We start from the raw sequence: 18,446 nt of genomic DNA on the forward strand, positions 1-18,446 counted from the left end.
GCAGGGCCGGGACCGCGAGAGGAGTTCACCGGATGTCGGAGGTACGGCTGCTCACGGTCGGGGCGATGCGGACCGTCGACGCGACCGCGATCGCGGGCGGCACGCCGGGCTCGCGCCTGATGGAGCGCGCTGGCGCGGCCGTGGCGGAGCGGGCCCGCGCCCTGGCTCCCGCGGGCGGGCGCGTCCTCGTCCTGTGCGGCCCGGGCAACAACGGCGGCGACGGCTTCGTGGCGGCCCGCCTCCTGGCGGAGGGCGGGTACGCGGTCGCGCTCGTCCTGCTGGGCGAGCGGGCCGCGCTCAAGGGCGACGCGGCCGAAGCCTCCGCCGCCTGGACGGGGACCGTGACGGGCGCCGTGACGGCAGGGGCGCCGGAGACGCTGCCGCCCTGCGACCTCGTCATCGACGCGCTGTTCGGCGCCGGCCTCGCGCGCGACCTCGACGGGGCGGCCCGTGCCCTGGTCGAGCGGGTGAACGCCGCGGGCGTGCCCGTGCTCGCGGTCGACGTGCCGAGCGGGCTCGACGGCGATACCGGCACGGTGCGGGGCGTCGCCGTGCGGGCGCGCGCGACCGTGACCTTCGTGGCGCTCAAGCCCGGCCACCTGCTCCAGCCGGGCCGCGCGCTCTGCGGCGACCTGCACCTGGCCGATATCGGGGCGGGCGCGGAGGCCCTGTCCGCGGGGTTCGCGGCCTGCGAGCCGGCGCTCTACCGCAACGCCCCGACGCTCTGGGGCGCGGCCTTCCCGCACCTCACGGGCGAGAGCCACAAATATACCCGCGGCCACGCCCTGGTGCTCTCGGGACCGGCCTACCGCACGGGCGCGGCCCGGATGGCGGCGCGCGGCGCGCTCCGGGTCGGGGCCGGGCTCGTCACCGTGGCGGCGCCGAAGGACGCGCTCGCCGAGAACGCCGGCCATCTCACGGCGATCATGCTGCAGCCCTGCGACAGCGCCGACGACCTCGACGACCTCCTCACCGACGAGCGCCTCAACGTGGTGCTGCTGGGCCCCGGCCTCGGCACCGGCGAGCCGACCCGCGAGCGGGTGATGGTGGCGGCCTCCGCCGGCCGCGCCCTGGTGCTCGACGCCGACGCGCTGACGAGCTTCAAGGGCCAGCCGCAGGTGCTGGCCGGCCACATCCGCGACGGCGAGGCCCGCGCCGTGCTGACCCCGCACATGGGCGAGTTCGCCCGGCTCTTCGGCGGCACGGCGGCGGCCGAGCCGGGGCTGAGCAAGGTCGAGCAGGCCCGGCGCGCCGCCGCGCTCACGGGCGCCGTCGTGGTGCTGAAGGGCGCCGACACGGTGATCGCCGATCCGGACGGCCGCGCCGCGATCAACGACCACGCCACCCCTTATCTCGGCACGGCGGGCGCGGGCGACGTGCTGGCCGGCCTGATCGCGGGCCTGCTGGCGCAGGGCATGGCCCCGTTCGAGGCCGCCGCCGCCGCGGTCTGGCTCCACGGCGATGCGGGCCTGCGCCACGGGCCGGGCCTCATCGCCGAGGACATCCCGGAGCTGATGCCCGCGGTGCTCGCCGGCCTTCTGGACCGGATCAGGTGACCTCGAAGGCGGTCCACAGCCCCGTGTCGAACCGCTCCAGAACCGTGGCGCTGATCAGCCAGCGCCCCGGATTGTCGGCCTGGAAGGCGATGCGGGCGGTGCGCCCCTCGAGGAGCTGGAACGTGTCGAGCCAGTAGGGCTCCCAGCCGTCGTCGAGCGGGTGGAGCAGGCGGAAGACGTGGCCGTGCAGGTGCAGCGCCTGCGGGAAGGCCGTCTCGTTGCGCAGGGTCAGCACCACCACCTGGCCGCGCTTCACCGTGAAGATCGGTGCGAGCCCCGCCGCCCCGCTCTGGCCGTTGACCATCCAGATCCGGGCCGGATCGCCGCCGTAGGTCGGCTCCGCGGGCTTGGGCCCAGTCTCCTTGGCTCCGCTCTCCTTGGCGCCGCCCGCCTTCGTCCCGGCATCCTTCGGGGCGTCCTTGGGCGATTCCTTCGGTCCCTCCTTCGGCCCTTCCTTCGCCACCGAGGCGCCGCCCGTGATCACCACGTCGCGGCGCACGGCGTTCTGCAGCTTGATCTCGGCCGGCAGCAGCTTGTTCTCGCCGACCGGCCCGATCGGTGGGCGCTTCTCGGTGACGGGCGCGCCCTTCGTGGTGACGCTCGCCAGGACGAGGCCCTGGCCGACGAGGGCCGAGATCGAGCCTGTCTGGTCCGCCTCGGCCGGCAGGTCGACGAGGAGGTCGTAGCGCGTGCCCGGCGGGAAGGGCAGGGTGGCGCGCAGGGGCTCGAACGTGTCGGTCGGCTGCCCGTCCACGGCGGCCACGTAGACCTTCATGCCCTCGAAGCGGATGCGCGTGCCGCGCGCGTTGCAGGCGTTGCCGAGGCGCACCCGCACGCGCGCGCCCGGCCGCGCCTCGAAGGTCTCCGGCGCCGGGCGGCCGTTGACGGTGACGAGGTTGCCCAGGCGCCCGTTCGCCGCCGCGAAGGCCGTCTGGCCGAAGCCCATCAGGCTGCCGTCGGGCTCCAGGCGCCAGTCCTGCAGCAGCAGCGCGACGTCGGCATCGACCGCGGGCGGCGCCTTCTCCTCGACGATCAGGAAGCCGGCGAGCCCCCGTCCCGAGGGCTCGCTGGAGCCGCCGACGACCAGGGGACGGACGATGTACGTGCCGGCGTCGGGGGGCGTGAAGGCGTAGGTGAAGTCGGCGCCCGGCGCGATCGGCGCCTGGGTGACGCCGCCGACGCCGTCCATGGCGTTCTGGTTGCGCACCCCGTGCCAGTGCAGGGCGAGCGGCTTGTCGGTGCGGTTCTCGACGCGCACCCGAACGGTCTCGCCGAGCCTGACCCGCAGCACCGGCGGGGCGGCCTTGCCGTCGAAGCTCCAGACCGCGGTCTCGGGCGCGGGTTCGGGCCGGAAGCGCGCCTTGCCCGGCGCGGCCTGGAGCGCGCGGGGCTCGGGCGCGGGCGCAGCGCCCTGATCCTTCGCGACATCCTTCGCGTCCCTGGTACCACCCTTGGCACCCTCCCTGGCGGCCCCCTGGGCGAGGACCGACGCCGGGAGCAGACCCAGCGCGGCGGCCCCTCCGAGCAGCGCGCGGCGCGAGGGCGGGCCGGAGGTCGGATCGGCTGGCGGCATGCGGTCTCTTCGATCGGAGCGGGGCGCGCGGGTCGCGGGCCGCCGCTTGTAGCCGCCGCGGGGGAGACGCGCCACCGATGGGCGGCCCGCGCGGCGGCCGGCCCGTGGCGCCCCCGCGACCCGCGCGCCCGCGCCTTCAAGTTTTTTGCTGCTTCCCCGCGCACGCGTGCTATAGAGCCGCCCTCCGGCGGCCGGATTCGCGCCGGGCGTCGGCGCGCGCGGGCGTGGCGGAACTGGTAGACGCGCTGGATTTAGGTTCCAGTGTCGCAAGACGTGGGGGTTCGAGCCCCTCCGCCCGCACCAGCCCCGCCGGGGATGATCGGTCTGTTTTTCCGCGACCACGGAAGCCGGCCCGCCCCCCTCTTCCCGCGCACCCGGCGCCCGACGCCTCCGGCGCCAAGCCGCGCCCCCACGGGGCGGCGCGCACCGGAACACGATCACACAGACGGTTTGAGAGCGACGACGATGCAGGTGACCGAGACACATTCCGAGGGGCTCAAGCGCGCCTACCAGGTGCTGCTCCCGGCCAAGGACCTCGAGGATCGCCTGAACACCGAGCTCTCGGGCATGAAGGACAAGGTCCAGCTCAAGGGCTTCCGTCCCGGCAAGGTGCCGGTGGCGCATCTGCGCAAGGTCTACGGCCGCTCGGTCATGGCCGAGGTCGTGCAGAACGCGGTGAACGAGGCCAACCAGAAGATCATCACCGACAACAACCTCAAGCTCGCCCTGGAGCCGCAGGTCGACTTCCCCGAGGACAAGGCCGAGGTCGAGAAGGCGCTCGAGGCCAAGGGCGACTTCGCCTTCACGGTGAACCTCGAGGTGCTGCCGAGCTTCGAGCTCGCCGACCTCTCGGACGTCAGCCTGACCAAGTACGTGGCCAAGCCCAGCGACGCCGAGATCGACGAGGCGCTCAACCGCATGGCCGGCCAGAGCCGTCCGTTCATCGAGCGCAACGAGGGCTCCTACGCGGAGACCGGCGACCGCGTCACCATCGACTTCGTCGGCCGCATCGACGGCACCGAGTTCGAGGGCGGCAAGGGCGAGGGCGTCGATCTGGAGCTCGGCTCGAACACCTTCATCCCGGGCTTCGAGGATCAGCTCGTCGGCGCCCATGTGGGCGACACGCGCCTCGTCAAGGTGACCTTCCCGGAGGCCTACGGGGCCGAGGCGCTCGCCGGCAAGGACGCGGAGTTCGACGTCACCGTCACCAAGATCCAGTTCCCGGGCGAGCTCAAGATCGACGACGAGCTCGCCAAGAACCTCGGCCTTGAGAGCCTGGACAAGCTGAAGGAGGCCATCTCCGGCGCCATCGGCTCGGACTACGAGGCCGCCACCCGGCGCAAGCTGAAGAAGGACCTCCTCGACGCGCTCGACGGCAAGTACGCCTTCGAGCTGCCGCCCTCGCTCGTCGCCCAGGAATTCGCCAACGTCTGGGCCCAGGTCGAGCAGGACCTGAAGACCCGCGGCAAGACCTTCGAGGACGAGGGCACCACCGAGGAAGCCTCGCAGGCCGAGTACCGCAAGATCGCCGAGCGGCGCGTCCGCCTCGGCCTGGTGCTTGCGCAGGTCGGTGAGAGCGCCGATATCAAGGTCTCCGATGAGGAGGTGAACCAGGCCCTCATCGCCCGGGTCCGGCAGTTCCCGGGCCAGGAGCAGCAGGTCTGGGACTTCTATCGGAAGAACGCCCAGGCGCTGGCCGAGCTGCGCGCCCCCCTGTTCGAGGAGAAGGTGGTTGACCACGTTCTCTCGCAGGTCAAACTGGTCGAGGAGCCCGTCTCGAAGGAGACGCTGTTCGCCGACGAGGACGCGGAAGCCGACGGCGCCGACGAGACGGCAGCCTCGACCGAGTCGAAGGCTTGAAGTAGCCCGGTACCTGTCCTGACTGGCAGCGGGCTGATGGTTAGGCGGCGTTAAGCACCGCCGGTGTTCGCTGACATGCCCGGTGCCCGCGACGATTCGCGGGCACCGGGCCCCTTGGAGCCCTGGGGCAGGACGTGATGAGAGATCCGGTCGACTACTACAACAGCGCGCTCGTCCCCATGGTGGTCGAGCAGTCGAGCCGCGGCGAGCGCGCCTTCGACATCTACTCCCGGCTGCTCCGCGAGCGGATCATCTTCCTGACCGGCCCGGTCGAGGATTACGGCGCCTCGCTCATCGTCGCGCAGCTCCTCTTCCTGGAGGCCGAGAACCCCAAGAAGGAGATCTCCTTCTACATCAACTCGCCGGGCGGCGTGGTCACCTCCGGCCTGTCGATCTACGACACGATGCAGTTCATCCGCTGCCCGGTCACGACCCTCTGCGTCGGCCAGGCCGCCTCGATGGGCTCGCTGCTGCTCACCGCCGGCGAGCCCGGCCACCGCTTCGCCCTGCCGAACGCCCGCATCATGGTGCACCAGCCCTCGGGCGGCTTCCAGGGCCAGGCGACCGACATCCTGATCCACGCCCGCGAGATCGAGGCCCTGAAGCGCCGCCTCAACGAGATCTACGTGAAGCACACGGGCCGGGAGTACGAGGCCATCCACCAGGCGCTGGAGCGCGACAACTTCATGACCGCCGACGCGGCCAAGGAGTTCGGCCTCATCGACGAGGTGATCCAGCAGCGCCCCGAGCCCGCCGCGGCGTGACGCCGCGCGGCCTCCGGCTCGCGCCGGAGGCCCAGGGACCCGGCGTGCCCCCGACGGCGTTTGCCGAATAAGGAGCACGCCCGCCGCGGCCTTGATCCCGCCGCGGCAGCGTGTTTGCATCGGGCATCCGGGAGGACCCGTCACAAACGCGCAGGTGACTTTTTCTTTAAGCGGATTCCCTTACCTGTGAACGATGCGCGTGCGCCCCGGGCTGGCAGCGCACGAGACGATCGGAGACCGATATGAGCAAGACTGGCGGCAACGACTCGAAGAGCACGCTGTACTGCTCGTTTTGCGGCAAGAGCCAGCACGAGGTCCGCAAGCTGATCGCGGGCCCGACGGTGTTCATCTGCGACGAGTGCGTCGAGCTGTGCATGGACATCATCCGCGAGGAATCCAAGTCCTCGCTGGTCAAGAGCCGCGACGGCGTGCCCACCCCGAAGGAGATCCGGCGGGTGCTCGATGACTACGTCATCGGGCAGGATTTCGCCAAGAAGGTCCTCTCAGTCGCTGTGCACAACCACTACAAGCGGCTCGCCCACGCGACGAAGCACAACGACGTCGAGCTCGCCAAGTCCAACATCATGCTGATCGGGCCGACGGGCTCGGGCAAGACGCTGCTCGCGCAGACGCTGGCCCGCATCCTCGACGTGCCCTTCACGATGGCGGACGCCACGACGCTTACGGAAGCCGGCTACGTCGGCGAGGACGTCGAGAACATCATCCTCAAGCTGCTCCAGGCCTCGGACTACAACGTCGAGCGGGCGCAGCGCGGCATCGTCTACATCGACGAGATCGACAAGATCTCCCGCAAGTCGGACAACCCCTCGATCACCCGCGACGTCTCGGGCGAGGGCGTGCAGCAGGCGCTCCTGAAGATCATGGAGGGCACCGTCGCCTCCGTGCCCCCGCAGGGCGGCCGCAAGCACCCGCAGCAGGAGTTCCTGCAGGTCGACACGACCAACATCCTGTTCATCTGCGGCGGCGCCTTCGCGGGGCTGGAGCGGATCATCTCCCAGCGCGGCAAGGGCACCTCGATCGGCTTCGGCGCGACCGTGCAGGCCCCCGACGACCGCCGCACCGGCGAGATCTTCCGCTCGGTCGAGCCCGAGGATCTGCTGAAGTTCGGCCTCATCCCCGAGTTCGTCGGCCGCCTGCCCGTGCTGGCGACGCTGGAGGACCTCGACGAGGAGGCCCTGAAGAAGATCCTGCAGGAGCCGAAGAACGCGCTGGTCAAGCAGTACCAGCGCCTGTTCGAGATGGAGAACGTCGACCTGACCTTCCAGGACGAGGCGCTGAGCCTCGTCGCCCGCAAGGCGATCGAGCGCAAGACCGGCGCCCGCGGCCTGCGCTCGATCCTGGAGACCATCCTGCTCGACACGATGTACGACCTGCCGGGCCTCGACTCGGTCGAGCAGGTCGTGATCGGTCCGGAGGTGGTCGAGGGCAAGTCGCGCCCGCTCTACATCCACGGCGACCGCAACAAGGAAGCGCCGGCGAGCGTCAGCGCCTGAGGGCGTGTCGGGGCCCAAGCCCCGGCCGTCCGTGCGCCGGAGCACATCCGCGTAACGCGTTGAGGCGGCAGGGCGATTCGCTCCTGCCGCCGGACCGCCCGGAGCCGGCGGCATCTTGAAAACGGTGCCCCCGGACATCACCTGATGCTCAGCGCGGTGGCCGCCCGCTCCCCCCGAGGGACGGTGCCGCGTCACCAGCCGCAAAGCTTCAACAGCTCTACCCGACCCTCGCGGCCCGGTCGGCGTCTGGCGCAGTGCTTGCTCCCGATTCGAGGAGCGCTGGCCCGGCGTCCATCATGAGGAAGTCAGCCATGACTCAATCGAAATCGCGCCAGCCTGTCGTCCCGGGCTCGACAGGGTCCTACGCGGTCCTGCCGCTGCGCGACATCGTGGTGTTCCCGCACATGATCGTGCCGCTCTTCGTGGGGCGCGAGAAGTCCATCCGCGCCCTTGAGGAAGCGGTGCGCACGGACCGCCACATCCTGCTCGCCACCCAGATCAACGCGGGCGACGATGACCCGGCGACCGACGCCATCTACACGATCGGCACGCTCGCCAGCGTGCTGCAGCTCCTGAAGCTGCCCGACGGCACCGTCAAGGTGCTGGTCGAGGGGGCAGGCCGCGCCAAGATCACCGGCTTTACCCGCTCGGACGAGTTCTACGAGGCCGAGGCCGAGGCGCTGCACGACGAGCTCGGCGACAAGGTCGAGGCCGAGGCGCTCGCGCGCTCCGTGCTCTCGGAGTTCGAGAACTACGTCAAGCTCAACAAGAAGATCTCGCCCGAGGTCGTCTCCGCCGTGACCCAGATCGACGAGCCCTCCAAGCTCGCCGACACGATCGGCTCGCACCTGCTCGTCAAGATCTCCGACAAGCAGGGCATTCTGGAGACCCCGACCGTCGCCCAGCGGCTGGAGCGCGTGCTCTCGCTGATGGAGAGCGAGATCTCGGTCCTGCAGGTCGAGAAGCGCATCCGCACCCGCGTCAAGCGGCAGATGGAGAAGACCCAGCGCGAGTACTACCTGAATGAGCAGATGAAGGCCATTCAGAAGGAGCTGGGCGACTCCGAGGACGGCCGCGACGAGCTGGCCGAGCTCGAGGAGAAGATCGAGAAGACCAAGCTCTCGAAGGAGGCCCGCGACAAGGCCACCGCCGAGCTGAAGAAGCTGCGCCAGATGTCGCCGATGTCGGCCGAGGCCACGGTCGTGCGCAACTACCTCGACTGGATGCTCGGCATCCCTTGGGGCAAGCGCTCGAAGGTCAAGAAGGACCTGCCCGGAGCCCAGCTCCTCCTCGACGAGGATCATTTCGGCCTCGACAAGGTGAAGGAACGCATCGTCGAGTACCTCGCCGTGCAGCAGCGGGCGAACAAGCTCACCGGTCCGATCCTCTGCCTCGTCGGTCCCCCCGGCGTCGGCAAGACATCGCTCGGCAAGTCGATCGCCAAGGCCACGGGCCGCGAGTTCGTCCGGATGTCGCTCGGCGGCGTGCGCGACGAGGCCGAGATCCGTGGTCACCGCCGGACCTATATCGGCTCGATGCCCGGCAAGGTCGTCCAGTCGATGCGCAAGGCCAAGACTTCGAACCCGCTCATCCTGCTCGACGAGATCGACAAGATGGGCATGGATTTCCGCGGCGATCCGTCGGCGGCGCTCCTCGAGGTTCTGGATCCGGAGCAGAACAGCACGTTCAACGACCACTACCTGGAGGTCGACTACGACCTCTCGAACGTGATGTTCGTCACCACGGCCAACACCCTCAACATCCCGGGCCCGCTCATGGACCGGATGGAGGTGATCCGCATCGCCGGCTACACCGAGGAGGAGAAGGTCGAGATCGCCCGCAAGCACCTGATCCCGAACGCGCTGAAGAAGCACGGTCTGGACCGGAAGGAGTGGTCGATCGACGACGAGGCCCTGCTGATGCTGGTCCGCCGCTACACGCGGGAGGCGGGCGTCCGCAATCTCGAGCGCGAGCTCTCCAACCTCATCCGCAAGGCGGTGAAGGAGATCCTGATCACGAAGACCAAGGTGGTGGCGGTGAACACCGACACGCTGCAGGTCTTCCTCGGCCCGCCGAAATTCCGCTACGGCGAGATCGACGCGGAGGATCAGGTCGGCGTGGTCACGGGTCTGGCCTGGACCGAGGTCGGCGGCGAGCTCCTGACGATCGAGGGTGTCATGATGCCCGGCAAGGGCAAGATGACGGTCACGGGCAACCTGAAGGACGTGATGAAGGAGTCGATCTCGGCGGCGGCGAGCTACGTCCGCTCCCGGGCCCTCGACTTCGGCATCGAGCCCCCGCTCTTCGAGCGCCGGGACATCCACGTCCACGTTCCCGAGGGGGCGACCCCGAAGGACGGTCCGTCCGCCGGCATCGCCATGGCGACCGCCATCATCTCGACGCTCACTGGCATTCCGGTGCGCCGCGACGTGGCAATGACGGGCGAGGTGACGCTGCGGGGCCGGGTGCTGCCGATCGGCGGCCTGAAGGAGAAGCTGCTCGCGGCGCTGCGCGGCGGCATCAAGACGGTGCTGATCCCCGAGGAGAACGCCAAGGACATCGCAGAGGTGCCCGACAGCGTGAAGAACGGCCTGGAGATCGTGCCGGTCTCCCGGATGGACCAGGTGCTGGAGCGGGCCCTCGTCCGCCAGCCCGAGCCGATCGAGTGGGACGAGCCGCTGCCCGCGGCCAAGCCCGCCCGCGACGAGGACGGCGCGGCCTTCGTGGCCCACTGAGCCCCAAGCCTCTAGACAGGAAGGCCCCCGGAGCGGACGCTCCGGGGGCCTTTTTCATGTCCGCTTCGGTCCATGCGCATCCTGCTGATCAACCCGAACACCACCGCCTCCGTGACGGATCTGGTCGCCGGCCACGTGCGCCGGATCGCCCCGGAGGCGACCGTCGTGCCGGTGACGGGCCGCTTCGGCGCTCGCTACATCGCGACCCGGGCCGCGGTCGCGGTGGCGGGCCACGCCGCCCTCGACGCACTGGCCGCGCATGTCGCGGGCTGCGACGCCGTCTATCTCGCCTGTTTCGGGGATCCGGGCCTGCCGGCCCTGCAGGAAGTCTCGCCGGTGCCCGTCGTCGGCATGGCCGAGGCGTCCTGCCGGGCCGCCGCCGCGGCGGGCCGGCGCTTCGGCATCGTCACGGGCGGCGTGAACTGGCCGGCCATGCTGACGGAGTTCGTGATGCTCCAGGGACTCGGCGGGCAACTCACGGGCATCCGCGCCGTGGCACCGACCGGGGGCGAGATCGCGCGCGACCCTGACCGCGCCCTCGCCCAGCTCGCCGCAGCCTGCCGGGCCTGCGCCGAGGAGGACGGGGCCGAGGCGGTGATCCTTGGCGGGGCGGGTCTTGCTGGCTTGGCCGAGCGCGTCCAGCCACAGGTTCCCTGCCCGGTGGTCTGCTCCGTCGAGGCCGGAACCCGAGCTGTCCTGGTGGCGGCCAGGAGCGCCGCTCGCCGCAGCGCGGCGGATCCCGTTCCGAGCATCGGCCTCGCGCCCCCGCTCGATCGTCTACTGCTTCAGGCCCCGTGACGCCGGAAGGGCGCTTGCCACCGGGCTGCCCGTTGCCGTACCAAGCGAGCCGCGTGGGCGGTTAGCTCAGTTGGTAGAGCGTCTCCTTTACACGGAGAGGGTCGGCGGTTCGAGCCCGTCACCGCCCACCAATGATATCAGGTACTTCCGTCGGTCTTTGCACCCCGAAGTCGCTTCCTGGGGTGCATCTGGGGTGCAGAGCTGTTGGGGTGCATTTGCATTTCAACGGGCCGTGGGAATCAGTCCGTAGACGCCCGGGGGGGCGTAGGCGACTGTCCTCTCGTATCTCAACCCCCTTTTTCGCCCTTTTATGGCGTGCATCACCGACCGTGCTGAAGGCTGCTTCCGACCCTTCGCAGACCATCAGGTCGGCATGCCGCCCAGATCAGACTCGGAGTGGGGCCGACCGGCCGCCTTTTTTCGGCGTGGCTGAAACTTTCTGGCCCTCGGCCTCCGTAGAGGCTCGCGACGCCCCAGACGGGGTGCGCTTCAAGGGAGCCAGAACGCATGTCCAAGACCCTCGTCCGCCTCGCTCTTGCCCTCGGCCTCGGCCTCGCCGCCGCTCCGGCGCTCGCCAAGAACCCCATGGTTGGCGGTGCGCCGATGTTCGCGAGCAAGACGATCGTCGAGAACGCGGTCAACTCGAAGGACCACACCACGCTGGTCGCCGCTGTGAAGGCCGCGGGCCTCGTCGACACGCTCTCGGGCCCTGGCCCGTTCACGGTGTTCGCGCCGACCAATGCGGCCTTCGGGAAGCTGCCGCCGGGCACGGTCGAGACGCTGGTCCAGCCACAGAATAAGGCCCAGCTCACCGGCATCCTGACCTACCACGTGGTACCGGGCACCTACACGTCGAAGGAGCTGATGAAGCTGGTGAAGCAAGGCGGCGGCGAGGCCACGCTCAAAACAGCGCAGGGCGAGCCGCTCACCGTCGCCATGGCCCGCGGCGGCAAGGGGCTGACCGTAACCGACGCCAAGGGCAATACCGCCCGCGTCACGATCGCCAACGTGATGCAGTCGAACGGCGTCATCCACGTCATCAACGGCGTGCTGATGCCCTGATCGCACGCCGCGACTTCACCGGCCGCACGGCCTCTCCCCTGCCTCGCGCAGAGGGGAGGCCACGCAGTTTCATTCGCGAATGAGCCGGCCCGAATAGATCACCGGCCCGGTCGCCTTGCCCCCCGGGGCGCCACCCTTCGGCTCCACTGTCACCGCGAGCATCGCGTCGGGCGCATCGGAGCGGAGGTCAGCAGGCACCGTCAGGGTCTCGGTCGCATCGGTGACCAGGCCGAGCGAGCGGGGGGCTGTTCCCGCGTGGATGTACCAGAGTTCCAGGCTCCGGTCCGGCGGCGTCTCCGCCGCGAGGCTGCGCACATGCACGCGGCCCCGGCCGAGATCGACGCGCACGATGAGCGCCGGCAGCGCGCCGCCGCGATCGACCACCGCGAGGTATTGCCGCCCGTCCGGCGCGGGCCTCGGCCCGGCCACGATCCAGAGTGCGAGACCCGCCGCGAGAGCGCTCGCCGCCGCTGCGCCGTACCGCCAGCGCCGCAACCCGCGCTCCAGCCGGACAATGCGCGCCGTGCCGGCCGTATCCGTGTCCCTGGCATCGGGGCGTGCGGCGACCCGGGCCTCGATGCTCGCCCAAACCCGGGGATCCGGCTCCACCGAAGGCACCGTCGCGGCGAGCGGCGCGAGCCGCGCCTCCCAAGCGGAAACGGCAGCCTGCAGAGCGGGCGTCCGGTCCAGCGCGCGCACGAAGGCGGCGCGCTCGGCGGCATCGAGAGTCCCGAGGACGTACTCGCCTGCCACCCCGTCCGGATCCTCGACCCAGAAGGGCGGCGCCTCCGCGCCGTCGCCGGGCTCGATCCTACCCGGTCCCGTGCTCATGCTGCCTCCAAGCAGCCGCGCAGGCTCGTCAGGCCGCGGCGTAGCCACGTCTTGATGGTGTTGACCGGCCGGTCGTGCCGCGCGGCCAGCTCCTCGCGCGACCAGCCCTCGCAATAGGCGAGGACGAGACAATCGCGCTGCGCCGGCTCGACGGCATCGAGGCAGTGGGCGAGCGCGTCGCGCCGGGCGAGGTCGGCCTCCCCATCCCCGAGGTCGGCGAGGCGCTCCAGCCAGCCCTCCTCGGCCTGCGTCAGACGCGCGGCCTTCTCCTGTCGCAGACGATCGATCGCCTTGTGCCGAGCGATGGCGGCGATCCAGGGGAAGGGCGTGCCGCCGTCCGGATCGTAGCTGCCGGCCCGCTGCCAGATGCGCACGAACACCTCCTGCAGCGCATCCTCGGCCGCACCCCGATCCTGCACGATACGCAGGATGATCCCGAGAAGTTTCGGGGCGGTCGCGGCATAGAGCGCACGCAGTGCGTTGCGGTCGCCCTCGGCGACAGACCCGATCAGCCGCGCGAGATCTGCGTCGTCAGACGCCTCCACGATCGGCACAGCTCCCCCCTTGCCCCGAACGATCCCGCTTATCCTACAGCCTCGCTCGTCTCAACCGGCCGAGCCGTTCCCCAATGAGGCACAGCTTTGCCGGACGGGTGACGTGGTGGATGTCCCTCGATCTCTGCGGCAGCACAGCGCATCGTAGCGCTCGATCATCGGTTCGACGAACGTCCGATCTACGCAGTGATGCTGTGCGTAACGACCGCTCGTCTGAAAGCCCCCTTTCCACCCTGAGCGGAGCTCTTCCGCTGGTCGGTCGAGGGCGGGTCGGGTTACGCTAATCCGGTGGCGAGCGCTCAAAGAGGCGACGCCGAGTGAGGCAGCGGCAGAATGGACTGGCCGCTGATGAAGGCGGTCCTGTGCGAGACCGTGCGCCCGACCTGTGCGCTCGTGATCGATAGCACGGAGGTGCTGCTCGGGGTGGCTATCGAGGAAGCGGGGATCACCTTCACGGCTGATTGGCTCGCCGGTCCCGCGCTGAGAGCCGGCTCCTCGTCGAGGTGCTACGGGGCTGGAGCGGGAATGAGAGCGGTGGCGTCTACGCGATTCTGCCGCCCGGTTGCCTCGTCTCGGCCACGACGCGCCTCTTCGTGGAGGCCGTCGCCCGCGCCATCAAGGCGGGATGGGCACGGTGAGCCTGATGCAGTACTAGAGCACAACCTGAACGGTCGGCCCGGTCGAAGATCTGATCGAGGTCGTAAATGTGCCTTTTGCGCCTCGCGGAGGTCCCGCCGCTCCCCAGAGGCCGGGGGGGGCGGATAAAAAACCCACCCACGATGCGGGCTGGCTCAGTCCAGCAGGACGACGCGATGCGCGTTCAGCCGGGCTCGCGCCGCGCCGCGGCGGCAGCGTCTTGTGGGATGCGATCCGGGTCGGTGGCAACGATGTACTCAACGGTACAGGTGCCGACGCCGGCCTCGACAAGCAGCACGAAGCCGGTGCCCTGGGTCCGCCTGCGGGCGCAGTCGGTCATGAAGGCGATCTCGCCGTTCCGCCGCATGGAGCGCAGGCTGTAGGGCGACTTGAGGCGCTTGCCGGTCTTCTCTTAGCGACCGCGGTACAGCAGGGCGATGGCCCCCAAGCACCCGGCGACGATGGGGCCGGTGAAGTTGCTGCCGCGCCGCCGAAACAGCTTGATGGCGGCCGCGCGGTAGATAGCGGTCCCCTCCGGCAGAGCGAACTTCTGGGCGTTATTCATGAGCGTCTCGAGCGCGCATCGATGAGCTTGGTTGGGTCGGTGGCCACGCGGTGTTCTCGTCGCGAGAGACGTCCGGGGCGGTGGCGGACAGGGGCCCTAGGCGGACGGCTTCTCGCCCCGAGCCTGTGCGCCCGGAGGGTAAGACCCAAGAAAGCGGGCGGGGACTCGCTGGCCTTCCCCGCCGCCATGCAGACACCAGCACTGCACTGCACTGCACTGAGGCGACGGGCGTGAGCCGTGATTTCCCTGAAAAACGCTGACACGCCCGCAGCAGACAGAGCCGGCCAAGCGGCCACTCTGTCCCGCATGACCTGAAGATAACTCAGGGAAATAATGCCGGCGGCCTGATACGCACGGATTAATATTGATCCAGAAACGTGCGCCTGCCTCGCGGGATAGGTCTACTACTAACCCATGTTAATTATGATCTCGAAAGGGGTAACTCTTCAGGGGCATGGTAATAAGCCTATGTTAATTTGTGGTAAAAAGTACTGAGAAAGGTGAATTCCATATTTACAGCTTCACGAAGGTGTGAGTACGAATACCCCTGCCGGACGATGGCTTTCGACTCAGTCGAGGCTCTTCTGGGGGGCTGTAATAATGCCAAGAGATTTCTTTGCCGCCTGCCTCACGCAGGTGAAGGCGCAGCTTTGGCCTGTCGCTATATTTAGCCTCGCTGTGAACCTCCTGATGCTCGTCAGCAGCATCTACATGCAGCAGGTTTTCGACCGCGTACTGAGCAGCGGATCGGTCGACACACTGGTCTGGCTCACCGTCGCGGCAGCCCTCGGTATCGGGGCCTACGGCCTGATCGAGCATGCACGGCGTCGTCTGCTCGCACGCATTGGCACCTGGATCGAGATCGAGCTCTCGGAACCTGTCATCCGGCGCGGCATCGATGCGCGGCTGGCCGGTGTCCGCAGCGAGGCCAGTCAGGCCGACGTCGCGGACCTGAAAGGCTTCCTCTCGGGGGAGGCAATACTGGCCTTCCTGGATGCGCCCTGGATGCCCGTCTTCATCGTGGTCGTCTGGCTGATGCATCCCGCCCTCGGCATGCTGGCCGTGGGCGGCGCATTGCTTCTCTTCCTGCTCGCGGTCGGCAATGACCTGCTGACGCGGACAGTGGCGGCTCAGGCGGCGGCCGGATCTCGTGCGCTGCAAGTCTCATCGCAGCAAGCGATCGAGTACGCGGAGACGCTGCGCCCGCTCGGCATGGTCGACAGCCTGCTCACCCGCTGGCGGCAGCAGCAGCGTCTCGTCCATGCCAAGATGCACGCCTCCCTCGAGGTGACCGAAGCCGTCTCGAACATCACGAAGACTGTCCGTCTTGCGCTCCAAGTCTTCATTCTCGGCATCGGCGCCTACCTGACCTTGCGCGGCGAACTCAGCTCGGGCGGCATGATCGCCGCCTCCATCGTGCTCGGACGCGCCCTTTCGCCGGTCGAGCGCGCTCTCGGCGCCTGGCGGAGCTGGGTCATGGCCCGGCGGGCCTACCACAACCTCAAGGAGCTGTTCGCCGTCCTGCCCGACCGGCGGCCGCCGATGCCCCTGCCGCCCCCCAAGGGTCTCCTGACGCTCGAGGCGGTCCGGTTCGCCACGCCCGGTGCCGCCGAGCCGATCCTGCAACGCGTCGATGCCCGGATCGAGGCGGGCACGACCTGCGGCCTCATCGGTCCCTCGGGCTCCGGCAAGTCGACGCTCTGCCGCCTGATCGTCGGCGCGTGGCAGCCGACCAACGGCCATGTGCGCCTCGACGGCGCGGAGATCGGGAACTGGGACCCGGCCGCGCTCGGGCGCCATGTCGGCTACCTGCCCCAGCAGGTCGAGCTCTTCGCCGGCACGGTGGCCGAGAACATCGCCCGGCTGGGAACGCTCGAGCCGGAAGCGGTCGCCCGCGCGGCGCGGCTCGCCGACGTGCACGAGATGATCCTGCGCCTGCCCGAGGGCTACGAGACCGATGTGGGCGTGCACGGCCACCGGCTCTCGGGCGGCCAGCGCCAGCGCCTCGGCCTCGCGCGCGCCCTCTACGGCGATCCCGCCCTCGTCGTGCTCGACGAGCCGAACGCGAGCCTCGACACCGCCGGGGAGCGGGCGCTCATGGGGGCCCTGGCCGAGCTGAAGCGCCTGGGCCGCACGGTCCTGATCGTCGCCCACCAGCCGAACATGCTGCGCACGGCCGACACCGTCCTGATGCTGAAGGACGGCCTCGTCGACGGGTTCGGACCGCGCGACGAGATCCTCAGGCAGATCATCGCCCAGGTCCAGAACGGCGCGGGCCCGGATCTGCGCGGTCGCGCAACCGCCGCCGGGACGCCCGGCATGAGCCTCGTGGCCGGAGAGTAGGATGACCCCGTTCGTTCACGACCGCCTCGTTCAGGCTCAACCGGCCGCGCCGGCACCGGAACGCGCCCTCGCGCCCCTGGACGAGGCCCGGGCCGCGGCCCTGCGCCTTCTCGAGACGCTCCAGCGGGCGAGCCAGGACCTGCGCGAGGCCGCGGCCCCGCTCCTCGCCGAGGCCCAGACGCATCTCGCCGCCTGGATGGAGGGCGCGCGGGCCGGGAGCGTCGCGCTCTGGACCCGTCTCGGCGAGGCGGGCCTCCAGGCGCCCGCGGCCGGCCTGGCCGCCGCCGCCCTCGCCGTCGGCCTCCTTAGCCTGCGCCGGCGCCGGGCCGCACCGGCCGGCGCCGGCGGTCCCCTCGCCGCCTATGTGCGCGGCCCCCGCCGTATGGGCTGGGCCGCGATCCTGCTGTTCTTCGGGCTCGGCGGCGGCCTCGCCGCCGCGATCCCGCTCGCCAGCGCCGCGCTCGCGCCCGGCGTGATCAGTCCGGACGGCAGCCGCAAGGCGGTGCAGCACCTCGAGGGCGGCATCGTGCGCGCCATCCACGTGCGCGAGGGCGACGTCGTCGCGCCCGGCCAGCCGCTCGTCACCCTGGAGGGGACGCAGGCGCGCGCCGATCTCGGCGAGCTGCACGAGCGCATGCTCTACCTCACGGCGACCGAGGCGCGCCTCACCGCCGAGCAGGTCCAGGCCACTCGGATCCTGCGGCCGGGGACGATCGACGCCCTCGGCTCGGCCGACGCGGTCGCCGCCGTCCTCAAGGGCCAGCAGGACCTCTTCGAGAGCCGCAAGGCGACCCAGACCGGCCGCGAGCGGATCCTCGAGCAGCGCATCCTGCAGCTGCGCGAGGAGAGCAACGGTCTGCGCGAGGTGATCACGGCCCAGGACACGCAGCTCCGGCTGATCCAGCAGGAGATCGACTCGGTCAACATCCTGCTCCTGAAGGGCCTGGAGCGGGTGCCGCGGCTGCTCGGGCTCCAGCGCCAGCAGGCCGAGCTCAGGGGCGAGCGCGCCAACAACAAGTCCCGCATCGCCCGCAACGACCAGGCGATCGGCCAGACCGAAATGGAGCTCCTGACGACGCGCCAGCAGATGCGCGAGAAGGTCAACGAGGAGCTCGGCACCGTCCGCACGGAGCTCGCCACGCTGCGCAGCAAGCTGCCGGCCCGCACCGACGTCCTGGCCCGCACCACCGTCGCGGCTCCCATCGGCGGGACCGTGATGAACGTCCGGGTCACGACCGAGACGGGCGTCGTGAAGCCCGGCGAGATGCTGCTCGAGATCGTGCCGGGCGAGGCCAAGCTCATCATCGACGCGCGCGTCCGCCCGGGCGACATCGACGTGGTGCGTGCCGGCCTGCGCACCAAGGTGGTCTTCTCCGCCTTCGCCCAGCGCAACCTGCCGCAGTTTCACGGCACCCTGCGGTCGATCTCGGCCGACCGGCTGACCGACGAGCGCACGGGCGAGCATTACTTCCTCGCCAAGGTCGAGGTCGACGCCGACGACATCAAGGCGCTGCGTCCGGATCAGGTGCTGAGTGCGGGCATGCCGGCCGACGTCTACGTCCTGACCGGCGAGCGCACGACGCTCGATTACTTGGTTCGTCCCTTCGTCGACTCGCTGGGCAAGAGCTTCCGCGAGATCTGATCCTCGCTTCAGC

General features: G+C 69.9%; 15 protein-coding genes and 2 tRNA genes. 12 read left to right on the forward strand and 5 right to left on the reverse strand.

Going from position 1 to position 18,446, the window contains the following annotated elements; all coding sequences use genetic code 11:
- Nucleotides 1–32 precede the first annotated feature (32 nt).
- Entirely contained in the window at nucleotides 33–1,556 is a 1,524-nt protein-coding gene (locus MFF54_RS03650) for an NAD(P)H-hydrate dehydratase (RefSeq protein WP_238301280.1), read from the forward strand.
- Here the strand turns inward: MFF54_RS03650 and MFF54_RS03655 are convergent.
- A complete protein-coding gene (locus MFF54_RS03655; protein WP_238301281.1) occupies nucleotides 1,549–3,129 on the reverse strand; it encodes a multicopper oxidase family protein in 1,581 nt (526 codons plus the stop codon). The genes MFF54_RS03650 and MFF54_RS03655 overlap by 8 nt on opposite strands.
- 218 nt (nucleotides 3,130–3,347) lie before the next feature.
- On the opposite strand from MFF54_RS03655, the gene MFF54_RS03660 reads away from it, so the two are divergent.
- The 8 genes from MFF54_RS03660 to MFF54_RS03695 all read left to right on the forward strand — a co-directional run bounded on the left by MFF54_RS03660 (nucleotide 3,348) and on the right by MFF54_RS03695 (nucleotide 11,862).
- Nucleotides 3,348–3,432: transfer RNA gene (locus MFF54_RS03660), tRNA-Leu, on the forward strand.
- 162 nt (nucleotides 3,433–3,594) lie between these two features.
- Nucleotides 3,595–4,989 carry a trigger factor gene (gene tig / locus MFF54_RS03665; RefSeq protein WP_238301282.1) on the forward strand — a complete coding sequence of 465 codons (1,395 nt, stop codon included), beginning with the start codon at nucleotides 3,595–3,597 and terminating at the stop codon, nucleotides 4,987–4,989.
- 137 nt (nucleotides 4,990–5,126) lie between these two features.
- Nucleotides 5,127–5,753 carry an ATP-dependent Clp protease proteolytic subunit gene (locus tag MFF54_RS03670; protein WP_238301283.1) on the forward strand — a complete coding sequence of 209 codons (627 nt, stop codon included), beginning with the start codon at nucleotides 5,127–5,129 and terminating at the stop codon, nucleotides 5,751–5,753.
- A gap of 242 nt (nucleotides 5,754–5,995) precedes the next feature.
- Nucleotides 5,996–7,267: an ATP-dependent Clp protease ATP-binding subunit ClpX gene (gene clpX / locus MFF54_RS03675; protein ID WP_238301284.1), complete on the forward strand. Its 1,272-nt coding sequence runs from the start codon at nucleotides 5,996–5,998 to the stop codon at nucleotides 7,265–7,267.
- A 311-nt stretch (nucleotides 7,268–7,578) separates the two neighbouring features.
- Entirely contained in the window at nucleotides 7,579–10,002 is a 2,424-nt protein-coding gene (gene lon / locus MFF54_RS03680) for an endopeptidase La (protein WP_238301285.1), read from the forward strand.
- 72 nt (nucleotides 10,003–10,074) lie between these two features.
- Nucleotides 10,075–10,800 (forward strand): aspartate/glutamate racemase family protein, encoded by a 726-nt coding sequence (locus MFF54_RS03685; protein ID WP_238301286.1) that lies wholly within the window; start codon nucleotides 10,075–10,077, stop codon nucleotides 10,798–10,800.
- A gap of 55 nt (nucleotides 10,801–10,855) precedes the next feature.
- A tRNA-Val gene (locus MFF54_RS03690) sits at nucleotides 10,856–10,931 on the forward strand.
- A 376-nt stretch (nucleotides 10,932–11,307) separates the two neighbouring features.
- Entirely contained in the window at nucleotides 11,308–11,862 is a 555-nt protein-coding gene (locus MFF54_RS03695) for a fasciclin domain-containing protein (RefSeq protein ID WP_238301287.1), read from the forward strand.
- Between the two features lie 69 nt (nucleotides 11,863–11,931).
- Here the strand turns inward: MFF54_RS03695 and MFF54_RS03700 are convergent, their stop codons facing one another.
- Both MFF54_RS03700 and MFF54_RS03705 read right to left on the reverse strand, forming a co-directional pair.
- Nucleotides 11,932–12,693 (reverse strand): anti-sigma factor, encoded by a 762-nt coding sequence (locus MFF54_RS03700; RefSeq protein WP_238301288.1) that lies wholly within the window; start codon nucleotides 12,691–12,693, stop codon nucleotides 11,932–11,934.
- On the reverse strand, nucleotides 12,690–13,238 hold the full coding sequence (locus tag MFF54_RS03705) for a sigma-70 family RNA polymerase sigma factor (protein WP_370880165.1): 549 nt from the start codon (nucleotides 13,236–13,238) through the stop codon (nucleotides 12,690–12,692). The genes MFF54_RS03700 and MFF54_RS03705 overlap by 4 nt, the downstream gene beginning before the upstream one ends.
- Before the next feature lie 470 nt (nucleotides 13,239–13,708).
- Here MFF54_RS03705 and MFF54_RS03710 point away from each other — a divergent pair, with 470 nt between their 5' ends.
- On the forward strand, nucleotides 13,709–13,885 hold the full coding sequence (locus MFF54_RS03710) for a hypothetical protein (protein ID WP_238301290.1): 177 nt from the start codon (nucleotides 13,709–13,711) through the stop codon (nucleotides 13,883–13,885).
- 182 nt (nucleotides 13,886–14,067) lie between these two features.
- On the opposite strand, the gene MFF54_RS03715 is transcribed toward MFF54_RS03710, so the two are convergent.
- Complete coding sequence (locus MFF54_RS03715) at nucleotides 14,068–14,223, reverse strand: hypothetical protein (protein ID WP_238301291.1); 156 nt, start codon at nucleotides 14,221–14,223, stop codon at nucleotides 14,068–14,070.
- Between the two features lie 72 nt (nucleotides 14,224–14,295).
- The gene (locus MFF54_RS03720) at nucleotides 14,296–14,448 is read right to left on the reverse strand and encodes a hypothetical protein (protein WP_238301292.1); all 153 of its coding nucleotides are present in this window, start codon (nucleotides 14,446–14,448) and stop codon (nucleotides 14,296–14,298) included.
- Nucleotides 14,449–15,048: 600 nt separating this feature from the next.
- Here MFF54_RS03720 and MFF54_RS03725 point away from each other — a divergent pair.
- Nucleotides 15,049–16,791 (forward strand): type I secretion system permease/ATPase, encoded by a 1,743-nt coding sequence (locus MFF54_RS03725; RefSeq protein WP_238301293.1) that lies wholly within the window; start codon nucleotides 15,049–15,051, stop codon nucleotides 16,789–16,791.
- Between the two features lies 1 nt (nucleotide 16,792).
- A complete protein-coding gene (locus tag MFF54_RS03730; protein ID WP_238301294.1) occupies nucleotides 16,793–18,433 on the forward strand; it encodes an HlyD family type I secretion periplasmic adaptor subunit in 1,641 nt (546 codons plus the stop codon).
- Nucleotides 18,434–18,446: the final 13 nt, after the last annotated feature.

This window comes from Methylobacterium gregans, from assembly GCF_022179245.1.
Classification (GTDB): domain Bacteria; phylum Pseudomonadota; class Alphaproteobacteria; order Rhizobiales; family Beijerinckiaceae; genus Methylobacterium; species Methylobacterium gregans.